The organism is Pseudomonas sp. NPDC089428 (assembly GCF_044749325.1).
GTDB lineage: Bacteria > Pseudomonadota > Gammaproteobacteria > Pseudomonadales > Pseudomonadaceae > Aquipseudomonas.
In genome coordinates, this window is record NZ_JBIVHT010000012.1 from 46,444 (window position 1) to 59,604 (window position 13,161).

15 protein-coding genes and 1 tRNA gene are annotated in these 13,161 nt (G+C 61.6%); 5 read left to right on the forward strand and 11 right to left on the reverse strand.

The features are described from left to right. Window positions 1-175: 175 nt before the first annotated feature. On the reverse strand, window positions 176-1,507 hold the full coding sequence (locus tag ACIPZ5_RS20335; RefSeq protein ID WP_400810303.1) for a Gfo/Idh/MocA family protein: 1,332 nt from the start codon (window positions 1,505-1,507) through the stop codon (window positions 176-178). A 558-nt stretch (window positions 1,508-2,065) separates the two neighbouring features. Next, entirely contained in the window at window positions 2,066-2,740 is a 675-nt protein-coding gene (locus tag ACIPZ5_RS20340; protein ID WP_343596629.1) for a polysaccharide lyase family 7 protein, read from the reverse strand. Window positions 2,741-3,167: 427 nt separating this feature from the next. Here ACIPZ5_RS20340 and ACIPZ5_RS20345 point away from each other — a divergent pair, with 427 nt between their 5' ends. Beyond that, window positions 3,168-3,368: a hypothetical protein gene (locus ACIPZ5_RS20345; RefSeq protein ID WP_400810305.1), complete on the forward strand. Its 201-nt coding sequence runs from the start codon at window positions 3,168-3,170 to the stop codon at window positions 3,366-3,368. A 1-nt stretch (window position 3,369) separates the two neighbouring features. On the opposite strand, the gene ACIPZ5_RS20350 is transcribed toward ACIPZ5_RS20345, so the two are convergent. Next, entirely contained in the window at window positions 3,370-3,783 is a 414-nt protein-coding gene (locus tag ACIPZ5_RS20350) for a DoxX family protein (protein WP_261943472.1), read from the reverse strand. A gap of 104 nt (window positions 3,784-3,887) precedes the next feature. Continuing rightward, a tRNA-Leu gene (locus ACIPZ5_RS20355) sits at window positions 3,888-3,972 on the reverse strand. Window positions 3,973-4,175: 203 nt separating this feature from the next. Between ACIPZ5_RS20355 and ACIPZ5_RS20360 the strand changes: the two genes are divergently transcribed. The 4 genes from ACIPZ5_RS20360 to ACIPZ5_RS20375 all read left to right on the forward strand — a co-directional run bounded on the left by ACIPZ5_RS20360 (window position 4,176) and on the right by ACIPZ5_RS20375 (window position 7,523). After that, window positions 4,176-4,460 carry a hypothetical protein gene (locus ACIPZ5_RS20360; protein ID WP_400810306.1) on the forward strand — a complete coding sequence of 95 codons (285 nt, stop codon included), beginning with the start codon at window positions 4,176-4,178 and terminating at the stop codon, window positions 4,458-4,460. Window positions 4,461-4,544: 84 nt separating this feature from the next. Beyond that, window positions 4,545-5,705 (forward strand): nitrogen regulation protein NR(II), encoded by a 1,161-nt coding sequence (locus tag ACIPZ5_RS20365; RefSeq protein WP_400810308.1) that lies wholly within the window; start codon window positions 4,545-4,547, stop codon window positions 5,703-5,705. Between the two features lie 5 nt (window positions 5,706-5,710). Then, on the forward strand, window positions 5,711-7,156 hold the full coding sequence (locus ACIPZ5_RS20370) for an ATPase domain-containing protein (protein ID WP_400810309.1): 1,446 nt from the start codon (window positions 5,711-5,713) through the stop codon (window positions 7,154-7,156). A gap of 13 nt (window positions 7,157-7,169) precedes the next feature. Then, a complete protein-coding gene (locus ACIPZ5_RS20375; protein ID WP_261943476.1) occupies window positions 7,170-7,523 on the forward strand; it encodes a response regulator in 354 nt (117 codons plus the stop codon). A gap of 70 nt (window positions 7,524-7,593) precedes the next feature. Here ACIPZ5_RS20375 and csrA read toward each other — a convergent pair whose 3' ends face one another. The 7 genes from csrA to ACIPZ5_RS20410 all read right to left on the reverse strand — a co-directional run bounded on the left by csrA (window position 7,594) and on the right by ACIPZ5_RS20410 (window position 13,155). Beyond that, window positions 7,594-7,791: a carbon storage regulator CsrA gene (gene csrA, locus ACIPZ5_RS20380; RefSeq protein ID WP_012315047.1), complete on the reverse strand. Its 198-nt coding sequence runs from the start codon at window positions 7,789-7,791 to the stop codon at window positions 7,594-7,596. Between the two features lie 254 nt (window positions 7,792-8,045). Beyond that, the gene (locus ACIPZ5_RS20385) at window positions 8,046-9,068 is read right to left on the reverse strand and encodes a DNA topoisomerase IB (protein WP_261943477.1); all 1,023 of its coding nucleotides are present in this window, start codon (window positions 9,066-9,068) and stop codon (window positions 8,046-8,048) included. Window positions 9,069-9,125: 57 nt separating this feature from the next. After that, window positions 9,126-10,217, reverse strand: coding sequence for a molybdenum ABC transporter ATP-binding protein (gene modC, locus ACIPZ5_RS20390; protein ID WP_400810310.1), 1,092 nt, complete (start codon window positions 10,215-10,217; stop codon window positions 9,126-9,128). 1 nt (window position 10,218) lies between these two features. Then, a complete protein-coding gene (gene modB / locus ACIPZ5_RS20395; RefSeq protein WP_343596606.1) occupies window positions 10,219-10,899 on the reverse strand; it encodes a molybdate ABC transporter permease subunit in 681 nt (226 codons plus the stop codon). Next, window positions 10,899-11,657: a molybdate ABC transporter substrate-binding protein gene (gene modA, locus ACIPZ5_RS20400; protein WP_343596604.1), complete on the reverse strand. Its 759-nt coding sequence runs from the start codon at window positions 11,655-11,657 to the stop codon at window positions 10,899-10,901. Before modA ends, modB begins: the two co-directional genes overlap by 1 nt. Window positions 11,658-11,883: 226 nt before the next feature. Next, entirely contained in the window at window positions 11,884-12,960 is a 1,077-nt protein-coding gene (locus ACIPZ5_RS20405) for a nitronate monooxygenase family protein (protein WP_343596602.1), read from the reverse strand. 24 nt (window positions 12,961-12,984) lie between these two features. Beyond that, on the reverse strand, window positions 12,985-13,155 hold the full coding sequence (locus ACIPZ5_RS20410) for a hypothetical protein (protein ID WP_261943482.1): 171 nt from the start codon (window positions 13,153-13,155) through the stop codon (window positions 12,985-12,987). Between the last annotated feature and the right edge of the window lie 6 nt (window positions 13,156-13,161).

Here is a 13,161-nt window from a genome sequence, read left to right on the forward strand (position 1 = left end):
GGGAGATATCAGCCTGGAAATTGGTGGCGATTCTACAGGTGAAGCGCCCGAGTTGGCAGTGCCGAGGATCCTATTGTTTTACTATCGGAGCGGATGCAATAGTCCTTGGCGGGTGCATAGAAAAGCGCGATGGTCACCATCGCGCTTTCCGTCAGCGAAGGAGTCACTTCTCTACTCAGGTGACGATATCCAGTCGCTTGGTGGTCTTCCAGTTGCCGCGGGTGAAGTCTGGGAAGTCCTGCGGCATCCCGTCCTCTTTTACTGACTTGCGAGACAGGGGGGCAACAGAAGACCAGAACGCACCTTCGTAGACGTTCTGATCGAGGGGCATGCCCTCGCGAAGACACTCGATAATGCGGAAATTCATGATGGCATCCATGCCGCCGTGGCCCCCATATTTCTGGCCGATTGCCGCCATGCGTTTGTAGAGGGGATGGTCGAAGTATTCGTAAAAAGCGTCGAATCCACGACCCTCGATCCAGGCGTGATAATCCGAACCTTGCTCCGGCTTGTTTTCGGGCAGGTTGAGAAGTTTACGAAGTGCAGGTGTTGCGTTGTTCCAGCAGTAGTCCAAGGCAATTCGGTTAGGAAAGCCTGCGCCGGCACCACGAGTGCCTTGGATAAGGTTCAGCCGACTGTAAGGGCGTGGGGTGGATTCATCCCACTGCACCATAATCGTACGGCCCTGTGCGGTCTTGATGACCGAGGTGTTGATATCGACACCTGCGCTGAAATCAATTTGGTTGACGGGAGAATCCGATTTGAATTTTTCTTTAGCGTAGAGCTGATTATTCTTCGCTGGGGATGAGAACGAAACCAGGCGGCGGAAGTTATCCTCACCGCGAGCGAGGCTCATGTATTGAGAGACTGGGCCCAAACCGTGGGTTGGATAAAGGTTCCCGTTTGTGTTGGCCCGATGATGGACCCGCCAAAACCCGCTGCCGCGCCCGGCTTCAACCTGGTTCATCTGATCACGCAGTTCGTGAATATAGGCTGCTTCGCCGTGCAAAATCTCGCCAAAGACGTTCTGGCGGGCCATGTTGAGGAACATTAGTTCTTCACGCCCGTAACTGACATTCTCTAACATCATGCAGTGACGCCCGGTTTTTTCGGACGTGTCGATAATCTTCCACAATTCCTCTATTGAGGTTGTCATCGGCACTTCTACGAATGCATGGGCACCGGCATTCATTGCATCGACGGCCATCGGTGCATGCCATTCCCAAGGGGTGGCGATCCAGACGGCATCTGGCTTTGTTTCGGCGAGCATCTTCCGATACTCGTGTTTGTCGCCGAAGTAGAGTTTCAGATCCTTGTGACGTTCCGGCGCAGCCCGCTGCGCAATATTTTTCGAGATGTTGCAAAGGTCTTCATAGAGGTCGCATATGGCCACAATCTCGGTGCCTTCGCAGGCCGCGACTTGCTCAACGTGGGTTGGGCCGCGAGCACCGACACCGATGATAGCCACTCTGACTTTATCGAGCTTCGGAGCAATGAAGTCACCCATGTACCTTGCGCCAGTTGCCCGCAAGGGAGATCCGGCTTGGGCTGACGGTAAATAAGGGAAAGCTGCAAGGCCAACAGTCAAACTGCCAAATGCCTTGAGGAAGCTACGACGCGGGGTGCCTGAATGATCGTCCATACTTAAGAATTCAACTCAAATAGTGAAAAGCGTGCAACGAAGGCGGAAGAGTATCCGAAAGTATTTTGCAAGGGTCAATTTTGCTTTCGGGCAAACAGTAGAGCTGTATCATTGGCGCTGGTTACGATCGTCAACGACCAATTGGCGAAATGAAGTGTTCGAGGGGGGGGCATGGGTCGGCAGAACGCCGTAGGAGGGGTAAAAATCAGTGCACAAACTCAAGGGCGAGTCCGCATTTTATGTGGCTTGTAGAGCATCTGTATCGCCTTGGCTTCGTAGCTAGAAGAGGCTGCAGGCCGCACCCGTATACGTTCACTAGCGTTTTGCAAATCCGTCTACGCCGGTTCGATTCCGACCTCGGCCTCCACCATTCGAAAAACCCCGCAGATGAAAGTCTGCGGGGTTTTTCATTTTACCCAGCATTTAACCATGGCTGAGTGAGAGCTCGCTGATGATGCACACCGAGCCATCTTCTGCCGGTGTCGCATCGGTGTAGTCGATCTGGTTGTAGATGCCGCCGTGGAATTCGAACAGGCGCGTGTCCCAGGTGTCATCGAGTTGGAGGTTGCTCGACGATTTGGACACGCCGTTGCACCTGGCGGTGACCTTGACCACACCTGCCGACGTGGCATGGATGATCACGTCGAACTGCGTGCCGAGCGGCACGCCCTGGAGCAGGGTGCTGTTCACCGGACTTGTCTGGTTGTAGGACTGGCGGAATCCCATGGTGATGTTGCCTTTGTTCCAGAACACCTTCACCGGTGGGCTGTCATCCCCCCGGACATGCATCTGGCTGATGACCACCTTTTGCGCCGAGTTGACCTTGGTCAGCGTCATGGTCTGGCGATTCCAGTGGTCCGGGGCGCTGCCGAGCGTCCAGTTCTGTGTCTCCGACCACTCGCAGCGTGTTCTGTGGGTGCTCTTGCTTGACGCTCCTTTGGTCGGCGCCGAGAACTGTACCGATCCGTCGCTGAGCACTTTCACCACGCTCGGGAACTCAGCGATGGCCTCGGCGCCATTGAGTTCGAGTGCGACCGGGTTCGTTGAAGAGACTGCCACCGGGGTAGCGATCGTTAGATTGCTGATGTTTACGGTCATAAATACTCCTGACGATAAAATCATTGGCCTGGCACGATTGCCTTCCAACCGTGATGCGTTCCTCCGCATCCGGCTGTGCACTCGTGAATGCACAGCCGGATGATTCGGCAGGCTTGCTCTGGCTACGATCATTACCATTACGGCGGGTTACTGTATGGATATACAGTATATGCATTTATGCATATCTGCAAGCCGATAGTTTTACGAGCATGTCCAGCGCGTGCGAGGTTCAAGCAGAATGGAGCCGGCACCGATGAAGGGCGCTTGCCAACAAGCGAAAAAAAGCCCGCCATGAAGGCGGGCAATGAACGATTTGAAGGGAGAGATTTCAGCCTGGGGCCGGTCGGTTAAGTCAGCATTAACCGTAATCCATTGACCACGACCAACGATGCGCCTATACAGGCGTGCCAGATTTCCAGGAGCCACCATGCGCGACGAAGACGACCTGCACGAGCCCGAGCACGATCACCTGCTCGATCACGAATTCCTCTATGAAGACTATGACCCTGAAGCAGATGCCCAGGGTGCCGAGGACGAGGTCGAGGAAGACGAAGACGAAGAATCGCTGGATGACCTCGATGACGAAGAGCGCGATCACCCAGCCTGGCACGACGACCTGGACGACTGAATCAGCGCCCGTCGACCGAGAAGCGCCCCGGGCCACTGACGGCCAGCACCAGCAGGCCGCCGCAGATGCTGAGGTTTTTCAGGAACTGGGTCATGTTGGCGGCGCGCTCCGGGTCGACCATGTTCCAGAACGGATGGCCAAGCAGCCCGGTACCTAGCACGAACAGGGCGAACAGGAAGGCCAGCGGGCGCGTGTAGAAGCCGAGGATCAGCAGGATGCCGACGATGAACTCCATGAACACCGCAACCGCCGCCGCCAGCATCGGGGCGGGGGCGCCCAGCGAAGTCATGTAGCCGACCGTGCCCTCGAAGCCGGTGAGCTTGGCCCAGCCAGAAAGGACGAAGAGGATCATGAGCAGCACGCGGGCGATCAGGAGGATGAAGTCGCGTTGACCATCGAACAGGGAGTAGCGCATGGCGGCATACCGGTGAGCGGGGACAAGCTCCACTCTAGCAGTTGCTCGGAAGATTGCTGCCAGGCAGCAAAAAGGCGCCGCAAGGGCGCCTTTTCAAAGAAGTTTGGTGCGAGTGGCGGGACTCGAACCCGCAAGGCTCACGCCGACAGATTTTAAGTCTGCTGTGTATACCAATTCCACCACACTCGCACGCTTGAAAGGGTCATGGCGACCGGCGCGCTTCCTAGGCAGAAGGGCCTGACAATCAAGTGCGCTTTATAACCCATTGTTATAGTTGAGTCAAACGCAGCACCTATGCTCAAAGGAATGAGGGGGTAGTGCAATGTGCAATTGACACATTGCTGTCATTACGCCACTGTTGCCCACCTATTGGATCCAATGAGCATGATGCCATGTCCCAGGCCACCCCTTCGGTTGTTCCCGGGCGTACTGTCCGTCCTCGATTGTTCTGGCGCCTGTTGTTCGCGCAGGTTTTGCTGATGGGTGCGTTTCTGTACCTCAGCCTGATGACCCTCGGTGGTTACCTGCTGATGCTCGGGCTTGATGCCGAACACCCGCAACCGCAGCGCTTGATGGCGCTGGGCGGTGGCGGCCTGATCTTGCTGGTGGGCCTGTGGCTGCTGAAGGTGGCGATGCCGCGGCGTATCAGCCCGGTATTGGTCGAACCTGAGCGTTGATAATCTGTTACAGCATGCGCTGTTGCAGAAGGGTACGCTTGGCTAAGCTAAGCAGGTCCCTCCCGCTGTGCCTGTGGAGTTTGCATGGTTTCAGCCGACTGTACCGATCACCCTGTCATGCCCGCCAGCCGCTATGAGCAGCTGGTGCAGTCGGTGGTGGATTACGCCATCTACATGCTCGACCCCTCCGGCCATGTGGTGTCCTGGAACGCAGGTGCGCAACGGATCAAGGGCTACCGCGCCGAAGAAGTCATAGGCCGGCATTTCTCGCTGTTCTTCACCCCGCAGGACTGCGCCGAAGGGCGCCCGGATCGCCTGCTCAGGCAGGCGCTGGAGCAGGGGGTGGCACAGGACGAGGGCTGGCGCGTGCGCAAGGATGGCACGCAATTCTGGGCCTTGGCCGCGCTCGATGTGATCCGCGACGAACAGGGGCAGATCGTCGGCCTGGCCAAGGTCACCCGTGATATCACCGACCGGCGCGAATCGGCGCTGCAGCTCGACGCTGTGCGCGCACAGCTGTTCCAGGCGCAGAAGCTCGAAGCGCTGGGCCAGCTCACCGGCGGCCTGGCACACGACTTCAACAACCTGCTGACCATCATCATCAATTCGGCGCGCCTGGCGCAGGCCAGCCAGGATCCGGCGCGGGTCGCGCGTATGCTCGAGCATATTCTCGATGCCGGCCAGCGCGGCACCGAACTGACCCAGCAATTGCTCAGTTTTGCCCGCCACCGCCAGCTCGATGTCTCGCTCATCGCTCCGACCAGGCTTCTGGAGTCCACGCGTGGCCTGCTGGAGCACGCGCTACCGCGTGAAATCGTGTTGCAGGAGTACGTGCAGCCCGAGCTGCCGCTGATCGAGGTGGATATCGGGCAGCTGCAGATGGTGCTGCTCAACCTGCTGTTCAACGCGCGCGATGCGATAGGCGAGCGGGGCACCATCGACCTGGCGGTGCTCACGGTCGATCTGGCGGGCGAAGTGGAGGGGCTGCATGGCACGTTCGTGTGCTTCGAAGTGAATGACAGTGGTGACGGTATCGACCCGCAGGTGCTGCCGCGCATATTCGAGCCGTTCTTCACCACCAAGCCTTTCGGCAAGGGTACCGGTCTTGGTCTAAGCCAGGTCTACGGCTTCGCCAAGCAAAGCAATGGCGCCATCAGTGTGGAAAGCACGCTCGGCCAAGGTACATGCATGCGCCTGTATCTCCCGGCCTATCAGCCCGTAGCAGGGGCACAAGACAACAGGTAGCCACCATGGTGCAGGCACTCAAACGGCTGGTCACGGGGATCGAAGGGCTCGATGCGCTGCTCAAGGGCGGCCTGGTTGCGGGCGCTTCCTACATCGTTCAGGGGCCGCCTGGCGCGGGCAAGACCATCCTCGCCAACCAGTTGGCCTGCAGCCACGTGCGTGACGGTGGCAAGGTGCTGGTGGCGACCTTGCTCGCCGAGTCACATGAGCGGTTGTTCCAGTACCTGGCGACCCTCGAGTTCTTCGACCCGGCCCTGGTCGGTGACCAGATCCAGTTCGTCAGTGCCTTCGATACCTTGGAGCAGGAAGGGCTCGATGCGGTGGTCAGGTTGCTGCGCCAGGAAATCGGCAAACAGCAGGCGAGCCTGCTGATCGTCGATGGGGTGCTCAATGCCCGGGTGCGCGCCGAAACGGCGCTGGATACCAAGAAATTCGTCTCGGAACTGCAGGGGCATGCGGCCTTTGCCGGTTGTACCGTGCTGTTGCTGACCAGTGCCCGGCTGGATGACAACAGCCCGGAACACACCATGGTCGATGGTGTGATCGAGTTGGGCGAGCAACTGGTCGGTAGCCGCGCGGTGCGCCATGTGCAGCTGCGCAAGACGCGTGGCAGCGGGGCATTGTCCGGGCGTCACGAGTGCCTGATCGATGAGTCGGGGATGCATGTCTACCCGCGCCTGGAAGCACTTTACAGCCACCCCAGCCAGCTCGGCAGCGCCTCCTTGAACCGGGTATCCACAGGCGTTGGGGCACTGGACGAAATGCTGGGCGGGGGCCTGACACTGGGCTCGGTCAGCCTGCTTATCGGCCCCTCGGGGATCGGCAAGACCTCCCTGGGCCTGGCATTTCTGGCGGCCGCCAGCGCCGAGCAGCCGGCCTTGCATTTCGGCTTCTACGAAACCCCTGCCAGGCTGCGGCTCAAGGCTGCATCGCTGGGCTACGACTTCGCCACGCAAGAGCGCGCGGGTGCCTTGCGGCTATGCTGGCAACCGACCACCGAAGGCCTGCTGGATCAGGTGGGTGCGCGCCTGCTCGCGCAGGTCGAGCAGCAGGGCAGCAAGCGCGTGCTGATCGACAGCCTGGGCGCGTTCAGCCGCCTGGCAACCGACCCGGCGCGGCTCAATGCGTTCTTCCGAGCGCTGGTTGGCGAGCTGCGGGCGCGGGATGTCAGTGTCATGCTCACCTGGGAGATGCGTGATATTTTCGGTTCGGAAATCACCGCCCCGGCACCGGACCTGTCGAGCATCGTCGACAACCTCATGCTGATGCGCTTCGTCGAACTGGACTCGCAACTGCGGCGCATGCTGTCGATCCTGAAGGTGCGCGACAGCCATCACGACCCAGCGCTGCACGAACTGCAGATCGGGCCGCAGGGCATTAGCCTGCGCAAGGCGTTCGAGGGCGCCTGTGGCGTACTTTCGGGCACTCCGGTGCCGCAAGGGGGTGGCTGACGGGGCCCTGCCGATGAACACCATCCTGATCGTCGATGACGAATACCTGATCGCCGATATCCTCGGTTTTGCCCTGGAGGACGAAGGCTTTCTGGTGGAAAAGGCGAGCAACGGGCGCAAGGCGCTGGAGGCGCTGAAGGAAAAACGAGTGGAACTGGTGATCACCGACTACATGATGCCGGTGCTCAATGGCGAGGAACTGGTGCGGGCGATTCGCGACGAACTGGCACTGCCTGACCTGCCGGTGATTCTCATGAGCGGCGCTCAGGCCAGCCAAGGGCGCCCGGAGCTGTTCGCTGCGGTCTTCGACAAACCGTTCGACATGGACAGAATGATCGCCAAGGTGCGCGAGCTGCTCGGCACCTGAGGTTCAGGTTGCGGCTTGCGCCGGCCATTCGATCAAGCGCGTCCGTGCGGCTTGAAGCGAGGCGCTCAGGTCAGTGTTGGTCGTCGTGCTTTTCCGGAGCCGGGCTGCCGGCCTGGATGCGTTTGAAGATTTCTTCACGGTGCACCTGGACATCCTTTGGTGCATCGATGCCAATCCTCACCTGCATCCCTTTTACGCCCAGAATGGTGACTTTGATGTCATCGTTGATGACGATACTTTCGCCAACCTTACGGGTGAGTATCAGCATGTAGTTCTCCTTGGTGATGTAGAAATCCGCCGGGCCACTGGGCCGCAACGGTGGGAGCTTGTCCCTCTTCCTTCTCATTAAAGACGCTTTCGGCGGATAGTAATTCCCCGAAAGACAAATTCTGTTGTGTGTCTTTAGTCGCAGGTGCCGAGGCAAATGCTGTTAAGCGTGTCGGCGAAGGTGCTCGATGGCAAGAATAGGGGGCTTCGGCCTTTATGGGAAATTTCTCTGCATGATGGCCCGAATAGTTCGGCTCAATCATCGGCTGTTGTTTCAAGGGCCTGGAGAAAAAGCAGCAAGGCCACCTCTTCGCTGTCCAGCCCCTTGCGCACTCGGCGCCCGGGCAAGTTGGCCAGGCGCCCGAGGGCGTAATGCTCGAGCACGGCCGGGTGGATGTAGCAGCGCCGGCAAACCGCCGGGGTGTTGCCCAGGCGGGCGGCGACCTGCCTGACGATGGCCGCGACCTGGCGCTTGGCTTCGCTCTCCGGCTCCCATGCCAGTGGCCTGAGCAGGCTCAGGGCCAGGCTGCTGCCGGCCCAGGTACGGTAGTCCTTGGCGGTGAAGTCGGCGCCGGTCAGTTGCTGCAGGAACTGATTGACCTCACTGGAGCCGATGCTGTGCCGTTGGCCGTCTTCATCCAGGTACTGGAACAGCGCCTGCCCAGGCAGCTCCATGCAGCGTTTGAGCAGGTTGGCCAGGCGCCGGTCACGCAGCGTGACGTTGTGCTCCACGCCGCGCTTGCCGCGGAACTGGAAGCGCACGGTGCTGCCCTGTACTTGCACGTGGCGATTGCGCAGGGTGGTCAGGCCGTAGGACTGGTTATCCCGCAGGTAGCGCTGGTTGCCGATGCGGATCAGCGTGTGGTCGAGCAGGCTCACCACTAGCGCCATGACTTTCTCTCGATCCAGGCCTGGGCGCGCCAGGTGCGCCTCCAGCTGCGCGCGAAGTTTCGGCAGCGCCTGGGCAAAGGCCAGCATCCGCCCGTACTTGTGTTGGTCGCGCAGCTCACGCCACTGGGCGTGGTAACGGTACTGCTTGCGGCCACGGGCATCGCGGCCGGTGGCTTGCAGGTGGCCCTGCGGGTCGCTGCAGATCCACACATCGGTGTAGGCCGGCGGAATCACCAGCGCGGCGATGCGCGCCAAGGTTTCTTTGTCGCGAACGCGCTGCCCTTGGGCATCGAGGTAGATGAAGCGGTCGCGCCAGCGGCGCCGGGTGAGGCCCGGCTGGCTGTCGTCGACATAATGCAGGCTGGGCGGCAGAGGGCAGTCGAGCATCGGCGGCAGGCCTCGATCAGGTCACTGATCAATGGACAACGGCGGCTTCGATGATGCTCAGCCCAATAACGCTACCGACTTGATCTGCGCGAACAGCGCCTGGCCCAGGTGCAAGCCCAGCTGGTCCGCCGAGAACCGGGTGATGCGCGCCAGCAAGGCGTTGCCGCCGGCATCCAGGCTTACCAGCACATGCGCCGGGTTGTCCGCCGGGCGTGTCTCGCGCACCCGCACCGCCAGGCGGTTGAGAATGCTTGAGGTGCTGTCGGCACGCAGTGCCAGGCTCACATCCCGGGCCTGGACCTTGACGCGCAAGGTACTACCGATGCTGAGTGCCGGGTGGGCGATACGCAGCACCGGTGCGTCGCTGCCGGGCAGGCGCAGGTCCAGCAGGTCGTAGTGCGGGTCGTGGCCGACCACCATGCCCTCGAAAACCACCCCGGCGTCCTCGCCCTGGGCCAGGGACAGGTCGAGGCGGGCCAAGGTCTCGCCGATCGGCCCATTGGCCATGGCCCGGCCTTGCTCCAGCAGCACCAGGTGGTCGGCCAGTCGCGCCACTTCATCCTGAGCATGGCTCACGTACACCAGCGGGATGTCCAGTTCAGCGTGCAGCCGTTCGAGGTAGGGCAGTATCTCGCGCTTGCGTGGCCCGTCGAGTGCCGCCAGTGGTTCGTCCATCAACAATAGCCGCGGGCTGCTGAGCAATGCGCGGGCAATGCCGACCCGTTGCGCCTCGCCGCCCGACAAGGTGGCCGGCTTGCGTGCCAGCAGGTGGCCGATGCCCAGCAGCTGGCAGGCCTGGTCGAGGCTGACCTTGCGCTCGGCCGCAGCGATGCGCCGCCAGCCGAATTCCAGATTGCCGCGCACCGACAGGTGCGGGAACAGGCTGGCTTCCTGGAACACGTAACCCACGGGGCGCAGGTGCGGTGCCAGGAAGTGGCCACGGGCGCTGTCTTCCCAGACCTCGCCATTGACCTCGATATAGGCGCTGGCCGCACGCTCCAGCCCGGCCAGGCAGCGCAGGCATGACGTCTTGCCTGAGCCCGAGTGGCCGAACAGCGCGCTGATGCCGCGACCGGGCAGTTTCAGGTCGACGTCCAGGGTGAAGTCGTCGCGCGCCAGCTTCAGGCGCGCCACAATCGATCCGCTCATTTCAGCTCCAGCCCGTTTTGCCGCGGCGTCCCGCATACAGCAGGAGCAGTACCAGGAACGAGAACACCAGCATGGCACCGGCCAGCCAGTGGGCTTGCGCATATTCCATGGCCTCGACGTGATCGAAGATCTGCACCGAGACCACACGGGTCTTGTCGGGGATATTGCCACCGATCATCAGCACCACGCCGAACTCACCCACGGTATGGGCAAAGCCGAGGATGCTGGCGGTGACGAAGCCGGGGCGGGCCAGCGGCAGCACCACGTGGACGAACGTGTCCCAGGGGCTGGCGCGCAGGGTCGCCGCCACTTCCAGCGGGCGCTGGCCGATGGCGGCGAAGGCGTTTTGCAGCGGCTGCACCACGAAGGGCATGGAGTACACCGTCGAGCCGATCACCAGGCCGGTGAAGCTGAACACCACCGTACCCAGGCCCAGTGCCTGGGTAGCCTGGCCGAGCCAACCGTGCGGGCCGAGGGCGATCAGCAGGTAGAAGCCGATCACCGTCGGCGGCAGCACCAGTGGCAACGCAACGACCGCGCCCACCGGCCCGCGTAGCCACGAGCGCGTGCGCGCCAGCCACCAGGCGATGGGCGTGCCGACGATCAGCAGGATAATCGTGGTCAGGCTGGCCAGTTTGAGGGTCAGCCAGATCGCGCCGAAGTCACTGGCGTCCAGTGGCATCAGATTTCATAACCGTAGGACTTGATCACCGCAGCGGCTTTCGGGCCTTTGAGGTAGTCGACCAGAGCTTTGGCTGCCGGGTTGTCCTTGCCTTTGTTGAGGATCACTGCGTCCTGGCGGATCGGCGCGTGCAAGTTGGACGGCACGATCCAGGCCGATCCGCTTTCGACCTTGCCGTCCTTGTAGATCTGCGACAGGGCGACGAAGCCCAGCTCGGCGTTGCCGGTGGACACGAACTGGAAGGCCTGGGCGATGTTCTGGCCTTCGACGATCTTGGGCTTGGTGGCCTCGGTCAGCTTCAGCTTGTCCAGCACCTGGGTGGCGGCCAGGCCGTAAGGGGCGGCCTTCGGGTTGGCTATGGACAGGTGCTGGAACTGGTTCTTCTTCAGCACTTCACCCTTGGCATCCACATAGCCAGGCTTGGCCGACCACAGGGCCAAGGTGCCGATGGCGTAGGTGAAGCGCGAGCCTGGGACCGTATCCTTTTCCTGTTCGAGCTTGGCCGGGGTGCTGTCGTCAGCTGCAAGGAAAACTTCGAATGGCGCGCCGTTCTTGATCTGTGCGTAGAACTGCCCGGTGGCGCCGTAGGCGGCGATCAGCTTGTGGCCGGTGTCTTTCTCGAAGTCCTTGGCGATGGCCTGGATCGGTGCGGTGAAGTTCGCCGCGACCGCAACCTGCACCTCGTCGGCCCAGGCGCTGTTGAGGGAGATCAGGGTGGCCAGGGTGGTGGCGGCCAAGTGAGGCAGGCGGATACGCATGAAGACAGCTCCTGGAGGTGGTTATCGTTATGTCGTTAACTATATAGCGATAGACCTTTTGCCGGAAGGGGCTGCAGGAAGGGTTATAGCTTGTAGGTGATAGGTTGTCAGTGCCGGCCCCTTCGCGGGCAAGCTCGTTCCCACAGGTCCTTCACAGCTACTGAAGCTGTAGCGCTCCCTGTGGGAGCGGGCTTGCCCGCGAAGAGGCAGACGCAGTTTCAAAGCATTACCGAGCAATAAGCGCCAACGCCCTGTCAGCCATCTCCCGGGTCAACTGCTCAGCCGGCAAGTGCTTGCCCAAGCGCAACGCCTGCCCCGACCACAGGTTGCTGAAATCGCTGTTGCCCTGCGCATCGGTAATCGCCCGCAGTGGCATCAGCGCGCCGCCGGCCAGCGGGAAGCGCGGGGCCAGTTCGCTCATCGGCCCCAGCTCGCGCATGATGCGGTTGTTGATGCCCCGCGCCGGGCGCCCGGTAAACAGGTTGGTCAGCGCGGTGTCACTGGCCGGTGCGGTGTCCAATGCGTGGCGGTGGGCAGGGGAGACCTTGGCCTCGGGGCAGAACAGGTAGGCCGTGCCGATCTGCACCGCGCTGGCGCCCAGGGCCAGGGCCGCCACCAAGCCACGGTGGTCGCCAATGCCACCGGCGGCGATTACCGGCCGGCCCACGGCATCGGCAATCTGCGGCACCAGGGCAAAGGTGCCGATCTGGCTGGTGATGTCGTCGCTCAGGAACATGCCGCGATGGCCGCCGGCTTCATAGCCCATGGCGATGATTGCATCGCAGCCATTGGCTTCCAGCCACTGAGCTTCTTCCACCGTGGTGGCGCTGGACAGCACCTTGGCGCCCGAGGCCTTTACCCGCTGCAGCAGTGCAGCGTGCGGCAAACCGAAGTGAAAGCTCACCACTTCCGGGCGCATCTGCTCGACCAGCACGCAGCTCTGTTCATCGAACGGCGCACGGTTGGACACCGGCGTCGGCGCATCAAAGTCGGCGCCGACTTCGGCGTAATACCCTTTCAGTGCCTGCTTCCAGCGGGCGTCGCGCGCGGGGTCGGGCGCTGGCGGCTGGTGGCAGAAGAAGTTCAGGTTCAGCGGCCGGCCAGGGCAGGCCGCGCGGAATGCTTCTATCTCGCCACGTACCTGATCGCCGGTGAGCATGGCGCAGGGCAGGGCGCCCAAGCCGCCTGCCCTGGTCACGGCAATGGCCATGGCCGAACCGCTGGCGCCGGCCATTGGCGCCTGCAGAATGGGCAACTCGATGCCCAGCAGATCGAGGATACGACGGTCGGGCCAGTTGCTCATGCGCTTCTCCTTGCCGCGGTTGCCTTACAGGGCTTTGCTCACCTGGATGTCGCTGATCTTCTCGGCGTCTTCGCCGTGGATCTTGCGCAGGGCTTCCAGCGCCTGTTCGTGCGAGGCGTCGGCCATCACCGCGAAGTCCCAGCGGCGCTGGCCGTCGAGCTTGTACTTGATGACGTATTTGATGTTCTGGGTCATGGTGGG

Bases quoted from the DNA above. Each gene is read 5' to 3' on its own strand.
- modB (WP_343596606.1), bottom strand. From the start codon at position 10,899: ATGCCACTGGACGCCAGTGACTTCGGCGCGATCTGGCTGACCCTCAAA.
- ACIPZ5_RS20410 (WP_261943482.1), bottom strand. From the start codon at position 13,155: ATGACCCAGAACATCAAATACGTCATCAAGTACAAGCTCGACGGCCAG.
- ACIPZ5_RS20370 (WP_400810309.1), top strand. From the start codon at position 5,711: ATGGTGCAGGCACTCAAACGGCTGGTCACGGGGATCGAAGGGCTCGAT.
- ACIPZ5_RS20345 (WP_400810305.1), top strand. From the start codon at position 3,168: ATGCGCGACGAAGACGACCTGCACGAGCCCGAGCACGATCACCTGCTC.
- ACIPZ5_RS20350 (WP_261943472.1), bottom strand. From the start codon at position 3,783: ATGCGCTACTCCCTGTTCGATGGTCAACGCGACTTCATCCTCCTGATC.
- ACIPZ5_RS20365 (WP_400810308.1), top strand. From the start codon at position 4,545: ATGGTTTCAGCCGACTGTACCGATCACCCTGTCATGCCCGCCAGCCGC.
- csrA (WP_012315047.1), bottom strand. From the start codon at position 7,791: ATGCTGATACTCACCCGTAAGGTTGGCGAAAGTATCGTCATCAACGAT.
- ACIPZ5_RS20375 (WP_261943476.1), top strand. From the start codon at position 7,170: ATGAACACCATCCTGATCGTCGATGACGAATACCTGATCGCCGATATC.
- modA (WP_343596604.1), bottom strand. From the start codon at position 11,657: ATGCGTATCCGCCTGCCTCACTTGGCCGCCACCACCCTGGCCACCCTG.
- ACIPZ5_RS20360 (WP_400810306.1), top strand. From the start codon at position 4,176: ATGTCCCAGGCCACCCCTTCGGTTGTTCCCGGGCGTACTGTCCGTCCT.
- modC (WP_400810310.1), bottom strand. From the start codon at position 10,217: ATGAGCGGATCGATTGTGGCGCGCCTGAAGCTGGCGCGCGACGACTTC.
- ACIPZ5_RS20335 (WP_400810303.1), bottom strand. From the start codon at position 1,507: ATGGGTGACTTCATTGCTCCGAAGCTCGATAAAGTCAGAGTGGCTATC.
- ACIPZ5_RS20340 (WP_343596629.1), bottom strand. From the start codon at position 2,740: ATGACCGTAAACATCAGCAATCTAACGATCGCTACCCCGGTGGCAGTC.
- ACIPZ5_RS20405 (WP_343596602.1), bottom strand. From the start codon at position 12,960: ATGAGCAACTGGCCCGACCGTCGTATCCTCGATCTGCTGGGCATCGAG.
- ACIPZ5_RS20385 (WP_261943477.1), bottom strand. From the start codon at position 9,068: ATGCTCGACTGCCCTCTGCCGCCCAGCCTGCATTATGTCGACGACAGC.